Origin of the sequence: Pseudomonas fluorescens (genome assembly GCF_001307275.1) — a bacterium.
GTDB classification, from domain to species: Bacteria; Pseudomonadota; Gammaproteobacteria; order Pseudomonadales; family Pseudomonadaceae; genus Aquipseudomonas; species Aquipseudomonas fluorescens_AA.
Map to the genome: position 1 here is coordinate 2,472,501 of NZ_CP012831.1, position 15,957 is coordinate 2,488,457.

General features: G+C 60.1%; 16 protein-coding genes. 11 read left to right on the plus strand and 5 right to left on the minus strand.

Annotated features, from left to right (window positions below; translation table 11 throughout):
* Positions 1-43: 43 nt before the first annotated feature.
* Together AO356_RS10860 and AO356_RS10865 are read right to left on the minus strand one after the other, a co-directional pair.
* The gene (locus AO356_RS10860) at positions 44-1,264 is read right to left on the minus strand and encodes a CaiB/BaiF CoA transferase family protein (protein WP_060739786.1); all 1,221 of its coding nucleotides are present in this window, start codon (positions 1,262-1,264) and stop codon (positions 44-46) included.
* Between the two features lie 13 nt (positions 1,265-1,277).
* Positions 1,278-2,459: an acyl-CoA dehydrogenase gene (locus AO356_RS10865; RefSeq protein WP_014335919.1), complete on the minus strand. Its 1,182-nt coding sequence runs from the start codon at positions 2,457-2,459 to the stop codon at positions 1,278-1,280.
* Between the two features lie 156 nt (positions 2,460-2,615).
* Here AO356_RS10865 and AO356_RS10870 point away from each other — a divergent pair, with 156 nt between their 5' ends.
* The 10 genes from AO356_RS10870 to AO356_RS10920 all read left to right on the plus strand — a co-directional run bounded on the left by AO356_RS10870 (position 2,616) and on the right by AO356_RS10920 (position 12,431).
* Positions 2,616-3,512: a LysR family transcriptional regulator gene (locus AO356_RS10870; protein WP_060739787.1), complete on the plus strand. Its 897-nt coding sequence runs from the start codon at positions 2,616-2,618 to the stop codon at positions 3,510-3,512.
* A gap of 434 nt (positions 3,513-3,946) precedes the next feature.
* Positions 3,947-5,068, plus strand: a complete 1,122-nt coding sequence (locus AO356_RS10875) for a Re/Si-specific NAD(P)(+) transhydrogenase subunit alpha (RefSeq protein WP_060739788.1) — start codon at positions 3,947-3,949, stop codon at positions 5,066-5,068.
* 15 nt (positions 5,069-5,083) lie between these two features.
* Positions 5,084-5,407 (plus strand): NAD(P) transhydrogenase subunit alpha, encoded by a 324-nt coding sequence (locus AO356_RS10880; RefSeq protein WP_003187010.1) that lies wholly within the window; start codon positions 5,084-5,086, stop codon positions 5,405-5,407.
* Complete coding sequence (locus AO356_RS10885; RefSeq protein ID WP_025216189.1) at positions 5,407-6,843, plus strand: NAD(P)(+) transhydrogenase (Re/Si-specific) subunit beta; 1,437 nt, start codon at positions 5,407-5,409, stop codon at positions 6,841-6,843. Before AO356_RS10880 ends, AO356_RS10885 begins: the two co-directional genes overlap by 1 nt.
* A gap of 198 nt (positions 6,844-7,041) precedes the next feature.
* Complete coding sequence (locus AO356_RS10890; protein WP_060739789.1) at positions 7,042-8,535, plus strand: acetyl-CoA hydrolase/transferase family protein; 1,494 nt, start codon at positions 7,042-7,044, stop codon at positions 8,533-8,535.
* Between the two features lie 319 nt (positions 8,536-8,854).
* Positions 8,855-9,070: a DUF1127 domain-containing protein gene (locus AO356_RS10895; RefSeq protein WP_003187014.1), complete on the plus strand. Its 216-nt coding sequence runs from the start codon at positions 8,855-8,857 to the stop codon at positions 9,068-9,070.
* 322 nt (positions 9,071-9,392) lie between these two features.
* The gene (locus AO356_RS10905; protein ID WP_003196441.1) at positions 9,393-9,710 is read left to right on the plus strand and encodes a DUF2388 domain-containing protein; all 318 of its coding nucleotides are present in this window, start codon (positions 9,393-9,395) and stop codon (positions 9,708-9,710) included.
* A gap of 106 nt (positions 9,711-9,816) precedes the next feature.
* Positions 9,817-10,125, plus strand: coding sequence for a DUF2388 domain-containing protein (locus AO356_RS10910; RefSeq protein WP_060739791.1), 309 nt, complete (start codon positions 9,817-9,819; stop codon positions 10,123-10,125).
* Positions 10,126-10,152: 27 nt separating this feature from the next.
* Positions 10,153-10,473 carry a DUF2388 domain-containing protein gene (locus AO356_RS10915; RefSeq protein ID WP_003187020.1) on the plus strand — a complete coding sequence of 107 codons (321 nt, stop codon included), beginning with the start codon at positions 10,153-10,155 and terminating at the stop codon, positions 10,471-10,473.
* Positions 10,470-12,431 (plus strand): DUF4105 domain-containing protein, encoded by a 1,962-nt coding sequence (locus AO356_RS10920; protein ID WP_060739792.1) that lies wholly within the window; start codon positions 10,470-10,472, stop codon positions 12,429-12,431. The genes AO356_RS10915 and AO356_RS10920 overlap by 4 nt, the downstream gene beginning before the upstream one ends.
* Positions 12,432-12,530: 99 nt before the next feature.
* On the opposite strand, the gene trpA is transcribed toward AO356_RS10920, so the two are convergent.
* Positions 12,531-13,343, minus strand: a complete 813-nt coding sequence (trpA, locus tag AO356_RS10925; RefSeq protein ID WP_060739793.1) for a tryptophan synthase subunit alpha — start codon at positions 13,341-13,343, stop codon at positions 12,531-12,533.
* Positions 13,343-14,575: a tryptophan synthase subunit beta gene (gene trpB, locus AO356_RS10930; protein WP_053127073.1), complete on the minus strand. Its 1,233-nt coding sequence runs from the start codon at positions 14,573-14,575 to the stop codon at positions 13,343-13,345. The genes trpA and trpB overlap by 1 nt, the downstream gene beginning before the upstream one ends.
* Before the next feature lie 112 nt (positions 14,576-14,687).
* On the opposite strand from trpB, the gene AO356_RS10935 reads away from it, so the two are divergent.
* Entirely contained in the window at positions 14,688-15,605 is a 918-nt protein-coding gene (locus AO356_RS10935; protein ID WP_060739794.1) for a LysR family transcriptional regulator, read from the plus strand.
* Here the strand turns inward: AO356_RS10935 and AO356_RS10940 are convergent.
* Positions 15,578-15,904: a DUF883 family protein gene (locus AO356_RS10940; protein ID WP_025211165.1), complete on the minus strand. Its 327-nt coding sequence runs from the start codon at positions 15,902-15,904 to the stop codon at positions 15,578-15,580. The genes AO356_RS10935 and AO356_RS10940 overlap by 28 nt on opposite strands.
* Positions 15,905-15,957 lie beyond the last annotated feature (53 nt).

Genomic DNA, 15,957 nt, shown 5'->3' on the forward strand with positions numbered 1-15,957 from the left:
CGCTTTTGCCCTTTAACACGCTCCTCTATATAGAAGAGAAGACTCACAGCACCCCAGCCTCTCTGAACGCCATCACCGCAGCCTCGTCCAACCCCAACACTCGCTGCAGCACCTCCAACGTATGCTCTCCTAATAAAGGAGGCGCATTGCGATACTCCACTGGCGTCTCGGACAGTCGAATCGGACTGGCCACCTGCGGCACTTTACCCGCCAGCAGGTGAGGCAATTCCATCGCCAACCCACGAGCCTGTACCTGAGGATCGGCAAACACCTGGGCCAGGTCGTTGATAGGCCCACACGGCACACCCGCCTGCTCCAACTGAGTCACCCATTCAGCGGTGGTCTTGAACACCGTCGCCTGGCGAATCAACGGAATCAGCACCGCCCGGTTCGCCACCCGCACCTTGTTAGTGGCAAAACGCGGATCATCAGCCCACTGCGGTTGACCGGCAACCTCAGCGAACTTTCGGAACTGGCCGTCATTACCCACCGTCAGGATGAAATCGCCATCCGCCGTCGGAAAATCCTGATAAGGCACGATATTCGGATGAGCATTACCCAAACGCTTCGGCGCATTGCCCGTGGTCAGGTAGTTCATCGCCTGGTTGGCCAGGCAAGCCACTTGAACATCCAGCAGGGCCATATCGATGTGCTGACCGCCGCCGACATGATCACGGTGGGCCAACGCCGCCAGAATGGCAGCGGTCGAATACAGCCCCGTGAGGATGTCCGTCAACGCGACCCCTACCTTCACCGGACCCGCACCCTCATCGCCCTCAGGGCGACCGGTCAGGCTCATCAAGCCCCCCAGCCCCTGAATCATGAAGTCATACCCGGCGCGCTTGGCATAAGGGCCGGTCTGGCCAAACCCGGTTATCGAGCAATAGATCAATTGCGGATTGATCGCCTTTAGCGAGTCATAGTCCAAGCCATACGCCGCCAGGCCGCCCACCTTGAAGTTCTCGATCAGGATGTCGGACTTGGCTGCCAGCTCTCGCACCAGCCGCTGCCCCTCTGGCCGCGTGAAGTCGATGGTCACCGACTGCTTGTTGCGATTGGCTGAAAGATAATAAGCGGCCTCGGTCGTGTTCTCGCCTCGGGCATCCTTCAGGAAGGGCGGCCCCCAGGCGCGGGTATCGTCGCCATTGCCGGGACGCTCGACCTTGATGACATCAGCCCCCAGGTCCGCCAGGATCTGTCCGGCCCAAGGCCCGGCCAATACCCTCGATAAATCCAATACCCGCAGATGCGAAAGCGCGCCCATGACCGTTCTCCTATTAGTAGAACGCCTGGATACCGGTTTGCGCACGCCCCAAAATCAGCGCATGCACATCGTGCGTGCCTTCATAGGTGTTCACGACTTCCAGATTCACCAGATGACGCGCGATGCCGAACTCATCGGAAATACCGTTGCCGCCCAGCATGTCCCGCGCCATGCGGGCAATATCCAGGGACTTGCCGCAGGAGTTGCGCTTCATGATCGAGGTAATCTCGACCGCCGCCGTGCCCTCGTCTTTCATACGCCCCAGACGCAGGCATCCCTGCAGGGCCAGCGTGATTTCAGTCTGCATATCGGCCAGTTTCTTCTGGATCAACTGATTCGCAGCGAGCGGGCGACCAAACTGCTGGCGGTCCAGCGTGTACTGGCGTGCGGTATGCCAGCAGAATTCGGCCGCTCCCAAGGCGCCCCAGGAGATGCCGTAGCGTGCCGAGTTCAGACAAGTAAACGGGCCTTTCAGGCCACGGACATCCGGGAAGATGTTCTCTTCCGGAACGAATACGTTGTCCATGACGATTTCGCCAGTGATTGAGGCGCGCAGCCCGACCTTGCCATGAATGGCCGGCGCACTCAGCCCCTTCCAGCCTTTTTCGAGAACGAAGCCGCGGATGTCACCGGCGTCGTCCTTGCCCCAGACGACAAATACGTCAGCGATCGGGCTGTTGGTGATCCACATCTTGCTGCCCGTCAGGCTGTAGCCGCCTTCCACTTTGCGCGCACGAGTGATCATCGCACCCGGGTCGGAACCATGGTTCGGCTCAGTCAGACCAAAGCAGCCGATCCATTCACCCGACGCCAGCTTCGGCAAATACTTCTGTTTCTGCGCCTCAGTCCCGAATTCGTTGATCGGCACCATGACCAGCGAGGATTGCACGCTCATCATCGAGCGATAACCGGAATCGACCCGTTCGACCTCACGAGCGATCAGGCCATAGCTGACGTAGTTCAACCCACTGCCGCCGTACTGTTCAGGAATGGTTGCCCCCAGCAGGCCGACTTCACCCATCTCGCGGAAAATCGCCGGGTCGGTTTTCTCATGACGGAACGCTTCCAGCACTCGCGGGGCGAGCTTCTGCTGGGCAAACTGCTCGGCAGTGTCGCGAATCATGCGTTCTTCTTCGGTGAGCTGCTGATCCAGCAACAACGGATCGATCCAGTTGAAGCTCGCTTTACCGGCCATGAAAGAGTCCTCGCCAATTAAATGAAAATCGTGGATTGATCCTAGGCGCGGTTTCCTACAAGGGCAAACGAGGATTACGCACTAACCTGTGCTAATTTCTCACTCCGTAAACGCCATTAACCCCGTTTACACAGTTATTGAGTGAGGCTTACGTACATGCGTCGTAAAATCCCCAGCACCGCCGCCCTGGTCAGTTTCGAGGCTGCCGCGCGCCATGAAAGCTTTACCAAGGCGGCGCAGGAGCTTTCTCTCACGCAAGGCGCTATCTGCCGACAGATCGCCAGCCTGGAGGACTTCCTCAGCGTGGAGCTTTTCCGACGCTCGCGCCGCGGCGTCAAACTGACCGAAGCAGGTCTTTCCTACAGCCGACGCGTTGCCACCCAACTGGATGCCGTCGAGCGCGACACACTTTCAGTGATGGGGCACACCGGTGCGAACGTGATCGAACTGGCCGTGGTTCCGACCTTCGGCACCCAATGGTTGCTGCCACGCCTCAAGGACTTCCAGCAGCAGCACCCGGAAGTCACCGTCAACCTGACCAACCGCACGCGCCCCTTTCTCTTTGCCGATACGGAATTTGATGCCGCCATCTATTTTGGCGATGCGGACTGGTCCGGTACCGAATCCCACAAGCTGATGGGCGAAAATCCGATGCCTGTATGCAGCCCCGCCTTGCTAGACGGTCGCAAGGGCCTGACACCAGAGGAAATCGCCGAACTGCCCTTGCTCCAGCAGACCACTCGTCCATATGCGTGGCGCCAGTGGTTCAACGCCCAGAACCTGAATATTGCGCGAGACCTGACAGGGCCGCGTTATGAACTATTCTCCATGCTCGCCCAAGCGGCTATGCACGACATGGGTATCGCGCTGATTCCGCCCTTTTTGATTCAACGCGAACTGGCAGAGAAACGACTGGTCGTGGCCAACCGTAACGCGCTGTCGAGCATCAAGGCCTACTACCTGATGATTCCGGAGCGAAAAGTCGAATCCGCCTCCCTTCGGGCTTTTCGTGACTGGCTCGTGAAACAAGCCGACAACTATCTTCTTGATTAATAAGAAAAAAACAAAAACTGACTTAGGTAGTAAACTAACAGAAGTCGCTACAGATATAAGTTTATGTCGCATTCAGTCAATCTGTTATCAAGCCCGTGCAGTAGTCTCCAAAGCGTCTAAATACATGGCTTCGAGCCATATCACGCAACGCATCAGCGCTTATTCATCTGGCCGATGGGAAAAATTGTCAATTTGAACCTGAATCCTTGGAAAGCACGGCCCACAAGGGCTGCCGATCGATAATCGCGACATTCGGTCACAGGGTGACTTGTAGTTAATTTTCCGTCACCCGTCATAATCTCTTGAAGGGCTGAATTTTCGCCTGCAAAATGCCGCGCCCCGCCTGGTTTGGTGGGACCGTGCTGATCGGCCGCCCCAGCCGCACCATCCGAAGTGCCTGGGTTTACTCAATAAGATCACGCAGGAGATTTGACGTGCACATTGGTGTTCCCCTCGAAACCCAAACGGGTGAAACACGGGTTGCTGCTACCCCGGAAACCATCAAGAAGTTGATCGGCCAAGGCCATAAAGTCACTGTTCAAAGCGGCGCCGGTATCAAGGCCAGCGTTATCGACAGTGCCTATGAGGCAGCGGGCGCAACCATTGGCAGCGCCAGTGATGCATTCGGGGCCGAGCTGATCCTCAAGGTGGTGGCTCCCAGCGACAGCGAACTGACGCTGATCAAGAGCGGCACCGTTCTGGTGGGCATGCTCAATCCGTTCAACAACGAAACCATCGCCAAGCTGGCCGAGTGCGGCATTACCGCTTTCGCCCTTGAGGCCGCGCCACGCACTTCCCGAGCCCAGAGCCTGGATGTGCTGTCGTCTCAAGCGAACATCGCCGGTTACAAAGCCGTGTTGCTGGCCGCCCATTACTATCCGCGCTTCATGCCGATGCTGATGACTGCCGCGGGTACCGTGAAAGCGGCGCGCGTGCTGATTCTCGGCGCGGGCGTGGCCGGGTTGCAGGCGATCGCCACGGCCAAGCGCCTGGGCGCGGTGATCGAGGCTTCGGATGTGCGTCCGGCGGTCAAGGAGCAAATCGAGTCCCTCGGCGCGAAGTTCGTCGATGTGCCTTACGAGACCGACGAAGAGCGCGAGTGCGCCGTCGGCGTCGGCGGTTACGCCCGGCCGATGCCGGCCAGCTGGATGCAACGCCAGGCCCAAGCCGTGCACGAGCGCGCCAAACAGGCTGACATCGTCATTACCACCGCATTGATTCCGGGCCGCAAGGCACCGACGTTGCTGAGTGCCGAAACCGTCGCGCAGATGAAACCCGGCTCGGTGGTCATCGACCTCGCGGCAGCCCAGGGTGGTAACTGCCCGCTGACCGTGGCTGATCAGGTCGTGATCGAGAATGGCGTGACCATTTGCGGCCCGACCAACCTGGCCGGCGAAGTCGCAGCCGACGCGTCGGCGCTGTATGCCCGTAACCTGCTGGACTTCCTGAAGCTGGTCTTCACCAAGGAAGGTCAGTTCGACGTGAACCTGGAAGACGACATCGTCGCCGCGTGCCTGATGTGCCGCGACGGCCAAGTCATCCGCAAAAACGCCTAAGCAGGGATTCAGACAATGGAAGAGCTTATCTCCCCCGGTATCTACAACCTGATCATCTTCGTGCTGGCGATTTATGTCGGTTACCACGTGGTCTGGAACGTAACGCCCGCGCTGCACACACCGTTGATGGCGGTGACCAACGCCATTTCGGCGATCGTGATCGTCGGCGCCATGCTCGCCGCCGCGCTGACCGTGACGCCGCTGGGCAAGACCATGGGCACCCTCGCCGTGGCCCTGGCCGCGGTGAACGTCTTCGGTGGCTTCCTCGTGACGCGCCGCATGCTTGAGATGTTCAAGAAAAAAGCCCCGAAAGCCGTAAAAGAAGAGGCGCCCAAGTAATGAGCATGAACCTGGTAACGACGCTCTATCTGATCGCGTCGATCTGCTTCATCCAGGCCCTCAAAGGCCTGTCGCACCCCACCACCTCCCGCCGAGGCAACCTGTTCGGCATGCTCGGCATGGCGCTGGCGGTGCTGACCACTGTGGGCCTCATCTACAAACTGGGGGCCGAACTGGCGACCGCCGGCATCGGCTACGTGATCGTCGGCCTGCTGGTCGGCGGTACCGCCGGCTCGATCATGGCCAAGCGCGTCGAAATGACCAAGATGCCGGAACTGGTGGCGTTCATGCACAGCATGATCGGCCTGGCGGCGGTGTTCATTGCCATCGCGGCTGTCGTCGAGCCGCAGTCCCTGGGTATCGTCAAGCAATTGGGTGATTCGATTCCAGCCGGTAACCGTCTGGAGCTGTTCCTCGGCGCAGCCATTGGTGCAATCACCTTCTCCGGTTCGGTGATCGCATTCGGCAAGCTCTCGGGCAAGTACAAGTTCCGTCTGTTCCAGGGCGCACCAGTACAGTTTGGTGGCCAGCACAAGCTCAACCTGATCCTGGGCCTTGCCACGCTGGGCCTGGGCCTGATGTTCATGTTCACCGGCAACCTCGGCGCGTTCGCCTTGATGCTGGCCCTGGCCTTTGTCCTGGGCGTGCTGATCATCATCCCGATCGGCGGCGCGGACATGCCGGTAGTGGTGTCGATGCTCAACAGCTATTCCGGTTGGGCCGCAGCGGGTATCGGCTTCTCGCTGAACAACTCGATGCTGATCATTGCCGGCTCGCTGGTGGGCTCGAGCGGTGCGATCCTCTCGTACATCATGTGCAAGGCGATGAACCGTTCGTTCTTCAACGTGCTGCTCGGTGGTTTCGGCAATACCGCAGATGCTGCTGGCCCGGCTGGCTCCAAAGAAGCCCGTCCGGTGAAATCCGGCTCGGCTGACGACGCGACTTTCCTGCTGACCAACGCCGATACCGTGATCATCGTGCCGGGCTATGGCCTGGCGGTGGCCCGGGCGCAGCACGCGCTGAAAGAACTGACCGAGAAGCTGACCCATCGCGGCGTGACCGTTAAATACGCGATCCACCCGGTGGCCGGTCGCATGCCTGGACACATGAACGTCCTGCTGGCCGAGGCCGAAGTGCCTTACGACCAGGTGTTCGAAATGGAAGACATCAACTCCGAGTTCGGCCAGGCCGACGTGGTGCTGGTGCTGGGCGCCAACGACGTGGTAAACCCGGCGGCGAAGAACGATCCGAAGTCGCCGATTGCCGGCATGCCGATCCTCGAAGCGTTCAAGGCCAAGACCATCATCGTCAACAAACGCTCGATGGCCAGCGGCTATGCGGGCCTGGACAACGAGCTGTTCTATCTCGACAAGACCATGATGGTGTTCGGTGACGCCAAGAAGGTCATCGAAGACATGGTCAAAGCGGTGGAATAACCTCGCCGCTTCACCCAAAACGCCCCGACCTGTCGGGGCGTTTTGATTTGTATCAAGGCAAAATGTTACCGATCCGGTAATGATGTTTTGCCTGAGACCCTCGTAATAGACGCCTGAAATGCGACCTTTGTAGCGGGTCGGGCACAGCGCTAATTCACTAGACTGCGCATCTTGCTTTCCAGCCCGAGATAACCACCTATGTACCGTGATCGCATCCGCTTGCCTTCGTTATTGAATAAAGTGATGAGCGCTGCCGAAGCAGCCTTGTTGATTCAGGACGGCATGACCGTCGGCATGAGCGGCTTTACCCGCGCCGGAGAAGCGAAAGCAGTGCCCCATGCCCTGGCTGAACGCGCCAAGGTCACCCCGCTGAAAATAAGCCTGATGACCGGTGCAAGCCTGGGCAATGACCTCGACAAGGAGCTCACCGAAGCCGGCGTACTGGCGCGACGCATGCCGTTCCAGGTCGACAGCACGCTGCGCAAGGCGATCAACGCAGGCAAGGTGATGTTCATCGATCAACATCTCTCGGAAACGGTCGAGCAACTGCGCAACGGCCAGCTCAAACTGCCCGATATTGCCGTGATCGAAGCCGTGGCCATTACCGAGCAGGGACATATCGTACCCACCACATCGGTGGGTAATTCAGCCAGCTTCGCCATTTTCGCCCGACAAGTGATCGTCGAGATCAACCTGGCTCACAACCCGAATCTGGAAGGGCTGCACGACATCTATATCCCGACCTATCGCCCCACCCGTACACCCATTCCCCTGGTGAAAGTCGACGACCGTATTGGCAGCCCCGCCATTGCGATCCCGCCGGAAAAAATCGCCGCCATTGTCATTACCAACCAAGGCGACTCGCCTTCGACCGTCGCGCCACCGGACAGCGACACCCAGGCCATTGCCGATCACCTGATCGATTTCTTCAAGCAGGAGGTTTCGGCCGGACGCATGACCAACAAGCTCGGGCCGTTGCAGGCTGGTATCGGCAACATCGCCAATGCCGTGATGTGCGGGCTGATCGATTCCCCGTTCGAAGACCTGACCATGTATTCCGAGGTTTTGCAGGACTCGACATTTGACCTCATCGACGCCGGCAAGCTGAGTTTCGCCTCCGGCAGCTCGATCACGCTGTCGGATCGACGTAATGCCGATGTGTTTGGCAACCTGGAAAGGTACAAGGACAAGCTGGTCCTGCGCCCACAAGAGATCTCCAACCATCCCGAGGTCGTGCGTCGCCTGGGCATCATTGCTATCAACACCGCACTGGAGTTCGACTTGTACGGCAACGTCAATTCCACCCATGTCTGCGGCACGCGGATGATGAATGGCATCGGCGGCTCGGGGGATTTCGCCCGCAATGCCCACCTGGCGATTTTCGTCACCAAGTCGATTGCCAAGGGTGGGGCCATTTCCAGCGTCGTGCCGATGGTCAGCCATGTGGACCATACCGAACATGACGTCGACATCCTGGTCACCGAGATCGGTCTGGCCGACCTGCGGGGCCTGGCGCCAAGGGAACGCGCGCGAGTGATCATCGACAATTGCGTGCACCCCACCTACCACCAAGCCTTGAATGAGTATTTCGACGCCGCGTGCGCCTTGGGCGGACATACCCCGCATATCCTGCGCGATGCACTGAGTTGGCACCTGAACCTCGAAGAAACCGGGCGCATGTTGGCCGTCTGATACAGCTGGATCACCGTTATCGCAAATACAGTTTTGGTTGAAGACCGTCATTCAAGCCTTATCCGTCAAAAACTGTACTGCTGTACCGGTATTTTCTTACAGTCTTTTCCCACAAAGCTACCCCCAACACGCAAAAATGCACCAACATCGTGCAGACAGGTACAGTTGCCTCAATATTGACCAGTACACCGCTCTTTAACAGTTAACTGGTCTCTCACAATACAGGTGAACTGTATCTAGAGAGACTGGCCAAACGAGAGGATCATGGGCACCAGTCAAACCACTACCTAATCCCGCCACAAGCGGAAGGATGTCAACCATGGAACGTACACTCAGTTCCGAGCTGTTTTTCGAAGACAAAGCTGAAAAAAACCAGGCTTCCCTGCCTCTTCGCGTTATCGCCAACCTGATGTTGTGGCAGCGCCGCATCGCCAGCCGTCACCAACTGGCTCGTCTGGATTCGCGCCTGCTGGCTGATGCCGGTATCAGCGAAGCACAACGCTACGAAGAGCTGAGCAAGCCGTTCTGGCGCTAACTCAGCGTCGCTGGCCCTGACCCACCGGGTCCACCGCCAGCACCGAATTGAACACACAAGACCCGTCGCGGGTAACCGCGACGGGTCTTGTCGTTTCGGGGGCCTGATTTTGACGAGAGCCTTGGAGACATAACAGTTTAAACAAGATATAAAACACACCAGTACAGTACGTCGACCCCATGCAGTCAATGAGCACCGCAAGGGCTGTCAGCCAACGCGTTCCTGTCCTAATATCGAGGCGAACGTGGCGAAGCGAGTCGAGCATGCGTCTCCTCTTCCAGCTACACGCACCTGCATCACCCATCATTCAAGGAGTTTCATCATGATCCGTCTTCGCCTGCTCAGCGCAGTTGCCCTGCTGGCCGTAGCCGCCCACTCCAACGCCAGCAGCTTCATCGTCACCACCGACTCCATCGTCGGAGCACTCAAGGCCACCTCCGACGTGACCTCCGATGCAACCTCATCCCTGCGTGACAACAAGATCGTTCAAGCCGCCCGTGATGACGCCGCCAGCTTCGTCGCCAGCGAAGGCGCCATCCGTGGTGTGAAACTGGAAAGCGCCCTGGATTACATCCGCCAGCAGGCACCACAGCTCAACGCCACCGATGCGCAATTGGCCCAGGCCATCCTGGTGATCTGACGCAACATGAAACATCGGGCGCCAAATGGTGTTCCGATGTTTCAGCGCTGGCTCTGGCCCGCAGGTTTGCGCTAGCCTTCAAACTCGCCATCAACCGTCGAGTCCCATGCGTTTCTACTCAGATCTGTTCATCGCGTCTTTCTTCATCGTTTTTTGCTGGTCTGCTCCGGCCCATGCCTTCGATGTGTCCACCCAGCAAGTGGTGGTCAGCGGCTATGCCACGAGCATGGTGACCTCCGCGCCCTTCGACCATAAACTGATCGTCGCCGCTCACGATGACGCTGCGGCATTCGTCGCCAGCGACGGGCAACTGCGAGGAGCACAACTGGAATCGGCCCTGGATTACCTGCGCCGGGCCCAGCCAAAACTTCACGTCAGCGACCTTGAACTGGCACAGGCAATTCTCGTCCAATAGTTATCCTCATTTTTCCGGAGTCGTTCCATGCGTAGCCCGCTGATTGCTGCCGCCTTAGGCCTGCTGGTGTTGGCCGATGTGGCCCAGGCACATACCCTGGTAGCCACCAGTAACATCATCGTTCGCGCTTCCCAGCGCACGATCGATTTCACTTCCGACACCACCACGTCCATCCGTGATTCGAAAATCGTCCGCGAAGCCCATGACGATGCGGCCAGTTTTGTCGCCAGCAATGGTGAAATTCGTGGCGCTCATCTCGAGGCCGCCTTCGACACCTTGCGCACCCGCGTGCCGGAAGCCCGCGACGCCAGTGACCAGGTTCTCGCCGAAGCCATCCTCGCATTGTGAGGCGGTTCGCCGCCTGGCTGGCGGCCGGGGTCTTGCTGCTCACGGGCAGCATGGCCCAGGCCGGCCTGCAATTGCACCTCAACGTCGAAGGCCTGAGCCCGGCGCAACAGCAGGCCAGCCAGGCACTGCTCGATGAAGCCATGCAGGCCCTGCCGCCGCGCTTCATCGAGCGGCTGGACCGGCGCATCGATGTCGGCTGGACCGACCAGATGCCGGCCAATGCCTACGGCCAGGCCTCGCTGGTGTCGCAACTGGACCTCAATAGCAACCTGCTCGACAGCCTTGTCGACGGCAGCGCCGCGACGCAAAAGACCCATCGCCCCCACGGCACCGTGCGCCGGGAAATGCTCGCCACGGTCCTGCACGAACTGACCCACATCTATGATCGCTCGCGTCTATGGCCAGAGACCGAACGCGCACTGATCCAGCGTTGCACTCGACGCAACAGCAGCGCCGGGTTGATCGGTCTTCCCGATGAATGCCGGGGCCAGAACGACCGCCGTTTCACCCTCAGCGATGATCCTCGCTTGTTGGACCTCGCCGGCTGGCCACAATACGTCGGCCGTCGCGGCGAACGGGAACAGCACAACCGCCAGGTCGCCCGCAGCCCGGATCTCTATGAAACGAGCAGCCCCAAGGAGTTCGTCGCGGTCAACATGGAGTACTTCCTCCTGGACTCCAGCTATGCCTGCCGACGCCCCGCCCTGTATCGCTATTACCAGGAACACTTCGGTTGGGCCCCCGCCGCCAAGGACACCTGCGCCCAATCGTTCGCCTTCCTCAACGCCGGAAACGATTTCGCCAAGACACCGCTGGGCAAGGTCGATCCGGAACGGGTCTATGCCATCGATTACCTGCTGGCCGAGGCCAATCAGAACTGGGTGAGCCGCTGGGGCCACAGCATGCTCCGGCTGGTGATCTGCGCACCGGGCCGCCCACGTGGCCCGGACTGCCGACTGGATCTGGACCAACACCTGGTGCTGTCATACCGCGCCTTCGTGGGCGATGTGCAGTTGTCGAGCTGGGACGGGCTGGTCGGCAAATACCCGTCGCGCCTGTTCGTATTGCCGTTGGCCCAGGTGATCGACGAATACACCAAGACCGAGCTGCGCAGCCTGGCATCGGTGCCGCTGAACCTGTCACGCACCGAGATCGAGGAAACGGTCGAGCACGCCGCCGAAATGCACTGGAGCTACGACGGCAACTATTACTTCCTGTCCAATAACTGCGCCGTGGAGAGCTTGAAACTGTTGCGCAGCGGCAGCAATAACGAGCAACTCAAGGGCCTGGACAGCATCATGCCCAACGGCCTGCTGGAGGTACTCAAGGGCCGGGGCCTGGCGGATACCAGCGTGCTGGATGATCCCAAGGAAGCCTTGCGGCTGGGCTACCGCTTCGACTCATTCCGCGAGCGGTACCAGGCGATGTTCGATGTGCTGAAGAAGTATCTGCCGATCAAGCAACAAACGGTGGAAGACTGGCTGGCCCTCGACGCCGCCGAACGCCGGGTCTGGTTCGAACAGGCCGACCTGCGCACCAGCGCGGCGTTGTTGCTGCTGGAACAGGCCAGTTATCGCCGGCAATTGTTGTTGGCGCAGGATGAAGTCAAACAGCGCTACCTGGGTGCCCGTGAATTGCAGAACGGCGGGATGGAAAGGGCCAATGCGACGCTGCAGCAGATCCTCGCCAACAGCGGTTTCCTGAGCCGTCCGGCCGAACTGTTGGGCAGCAGTGGCTACGGCTTGCCGCAACCCAGCGAATGGCAACGCTTGGAATCGGAAAGCAGCTTACGGCAGAAACAACTGCAAACGCTGACAGGCGATCTGGACAAGGAAGTCCGGGCATTGCTCGAACCGAGCCGCGCGGCTGAAATTGCGGCGAGCGAGGCCAATGTGAAAGAGATTGGCGAGCATTTGCGCAAGCTGCACAAGGCCGGGGGCGGGTTGGAGCTGCCTTGACCCTGCAAAGAGCAGCGCCAAGACTGCTCCAGGTGGAATAAAAAAAGGGTTCAGAACCCCGTTCTGAACCCTTTTTTCGTGGCTGTCAGCTGAATCAAATCAGCTGAGACGCGCCTTGCGCACACCATCGGCCAGGGCGGCACACAAGCTCAACACCCCATCAATTGCCTGTTCCGATGTTTCGGCGCTGGCGATATGGTCGATCAGCGCCGAGCCCACCACCACCCCATCAGCCAATCGTGCGATGGCGGCAGCCTGCTCCGGCGTACGAATACCGAAACCAATGCTGATGGGCAGATCGGTATGGCGACGCAGACGCGCCACGGCCTCTTCCACATGCTCCAGCGTCGCGGCACCGGCCCCGGTCACGCCCGCCACCGACACGTAGTACACAAACCCCGAACTGCCGTTAAGCACCGTCGGCAAGCGCACATCGTCGGTGGTCGGCGTCGTCAGGCGGATGAAGTCCAAGCCAGCCGCCTGGGCCGGTTCGCACAGTTCGCTGTTGTGCTCGGGCGGCATGTCCACAACGATCAGGCCATCGACACCGCAATCCAGCGCTTCGTCAATGAAACGTTGCACGCCATAACGGTGGATCGGGTTGAAGTAGCCCATCAGCACCAGCGGCGTCTCGGTATTGTCCTGACGGAACTCGCGAACCATCTGCAGGGTTTTCGCCAGGTTCTGCTGGGCGCCCAAGGCACGAATATTCGCTAACTGGATCGCCGGGCCGTCGGCCATCGGGTCGGTGAACGGCATGCCCAACTCGATCACGTCGGCACCGGCCGCCGGCAGCCCCTTGAGAATCGCCAGCGACGTGTCGTAGTTCGGGTCGCCGGCCGTGACGAAAGTGACCAGGGCGGCGCGGTTCTGTTCCTTGAGTTCGGCAAAACGGGTTTGCAGGCGGCTCATCAGTGTTTCTCCTGCTGGGACTGTTCCATGTGGTGCATCACGGTTTGCATGTCTTTGTCGCCACGGCCGGACAGGTTGACCACCATCAGGTGATCTTTCGGCAAGTTGGGTGCGCGTTTGAACACTTCCGCCAGGGCGTGGGCGCTTTCCAGTGCAGGAATGATCCCTTCCAGGCGACAGCATTTGTGAAAGGCTTCCAGGGCTTCGGCGTCGGTCACCGAGGTGTACTGGACGCGACCAATGTCGTGCAACCAGGCATGTTCAGGGCCGATACCGGGGTAGTCGAGACCTGCGGAAATCGAATGGGCATCGATGATCTGGCCGTCGTCGTCCTGCAACAGGAAGGTGCGGTTGCCGTGCAGTACACCCGGAACGCCGCCGTTCAGGCTCGCCGCGTGCTTGCCGGTCTCGATGCCATAACCGGCGGCTTCGACGCCGATGATCTCGACACTCTTGTCGTCCAGGAACGGGTGGAACAGGCCCATGGCGTTGGAGCCACCGCCGATGCACGCCACCAGGCTATCCGGCAGGCGACCTTCCTGGGCTTGCAGTTGATCGCGGGTTTCCTTGCCGATCACGGCCTGGAAGTCGCGCACCATGGCCGGATACGGATGCGGGCCTGCCACAGTGCCGATCAGGTAGAACGTGCTGTCGACGTTGGTGACCCAGTCGCGCAGGGCCTCGTTCATGGCGTCCTTCAGCGTGCCGGTACCGGCGACCACCGGGATCACTTCGGCACCCAGCAGCTTCATGCGGAACACGTTGGCCTGCTGACGCTCGATGTCGGTGGTGCCCATGTAGATCACGCAATCCAGACCGAAACGCGCGGCCACGGTGGCGGTGGCCACGCCGTGCATGCCGGCGCCGGTCTCGGCGATGATGCGTTTTTTGCCCATGCGCCGCGCCAGCAGGATCTGGCCGATGCAGTTGTTGATCTTGTGCGCGCCGGTGTGGTTCAGCTCTTCACGCTTGAGATAGATCTTGGCGCCGCCGCAGTATTCGGTCAGGCGCTCGGCGAAGTAGAGCGGGCTTGGGCGACCGACGTAGTCGCGCTGGAAGTAGGCCAATTCCTCAATGAAGGCCGGATCTTCCTTCGCCACTTCGTATTCACGGGCCAGATCAAGGATCAGCGGCATCAGGGTCTCGGCCACATAGCGGCCGCCGAATGCACCGAACAGGCCGTTGGCGTCGGGGCCGCTGCGCAGGTTGAAAGGGGTCGTAGGCTGGGTCATCGGGCGCTCCAGGCAAATGCGTTGAAAGACTATGAGGTTCACTCTACCCCTGACATCCCCCAGTGAAAACCGATAAGATCGCCACAACCTGTCAGGAAAACTCACAGATAAAATGAGCCATGATCTTCCCCCGCTCAACGCCTTGCGCGCCTTCGAGGCTACCGCCCGCCTGAATAGCGTAAGCCAGGCGGCCGAACAGCTGCATGTCACCCATGGGGCCGTGAGTCGACAGCTGAAGGTGCTGGAAGAGCATTTGGGCGTCAGCTTGTTCATCAAGGACGGGCGCGGCCTTAAACTCACAGATGCAGGCATGCGCCTGCGGGACGTCAGCGCCGATGCGTTCGAGCGGTTGCGCGGCGTTTGCGCGGAGCTGATGCAAAGTACGGCAGATGCCCCGTTTGTCCTGGGCTGCTCGGGAAGCCTGCTGGCGCGCTGGTTCATTCCCCGCCTGGGCAGGCTCAACGCCGACCTGCCGGATTTGCGCCTGCACCTGTCCGCCGGCGAAGGCGACCTGGACCCCAGGCGACCGGGGCTGGACGCCTTGCTGGTCTTCGCCGAGCCGCCGTGGCCGGCCGATATGCAGGTGTACGAACTGGCGAGCGAGCGGATCGGCCCCGTGATGAGCCCCCACTACGCCGGATTCGCCCGCTTGCAAGCCGCACCGGCCAACGCGCTGCTGGACGAGCCGTTGCTGCACACCACGTCCCGCCCCCAGGCCTGGCCGACCTGGGCACGACAAAACGCCCTGGAACCCCAGGCCCTGAAGTTCGGGCAAGGATTCGAGCATTTGTATTATTTGCTGGAGGCCGCCGTCGCGGGGTTAGGCGTGGCGATCGCGCCCGAGCCGCTGGTGGCCGAGGACGTACGCGCCGGTCGCCTGGTCGCGCCATGGGGCTTCGATGAAACCGCGGCGCGACTGGCGTTGTGGCTGCCCAAGCGCGCCGCAGACGGGCGCGCTCGGCAATTGGCCCAGTGGCTCAGGCATGAGCTGAGCCAACCGACTCAGTCACCGCGCTTGCACAGCAGGTAAGCAGCCAGCAGACCCAGTGCACCGACTGCGACACCGGCCGTGGTCCATGGGTGTTCCTGCGCGTAGTCGCGTGTGGCGATCCCGGTTTCACGGGTTTTCACCTTGACCTCTTCATAGGCATCGCTGAGCAGATGACGAGAATGTTTCAGCGCGCTCTCGGCATTGGCCTTGAGCGACTTGAGGGTCTTACGCGACTCGTCAGAGGCGTCGTCCTTCAGGCTTTCCAACGACTTGAGCAGACTCTCGATCTCCGCTTCCATGCTTTGCAACGAGGCTTTGCGTAACGAATTGCTGGCCATGGTGGCTCTCTCCTGCAGTGGTTGAGTGGCGTGTGTGAATTGGGACTCCAGTC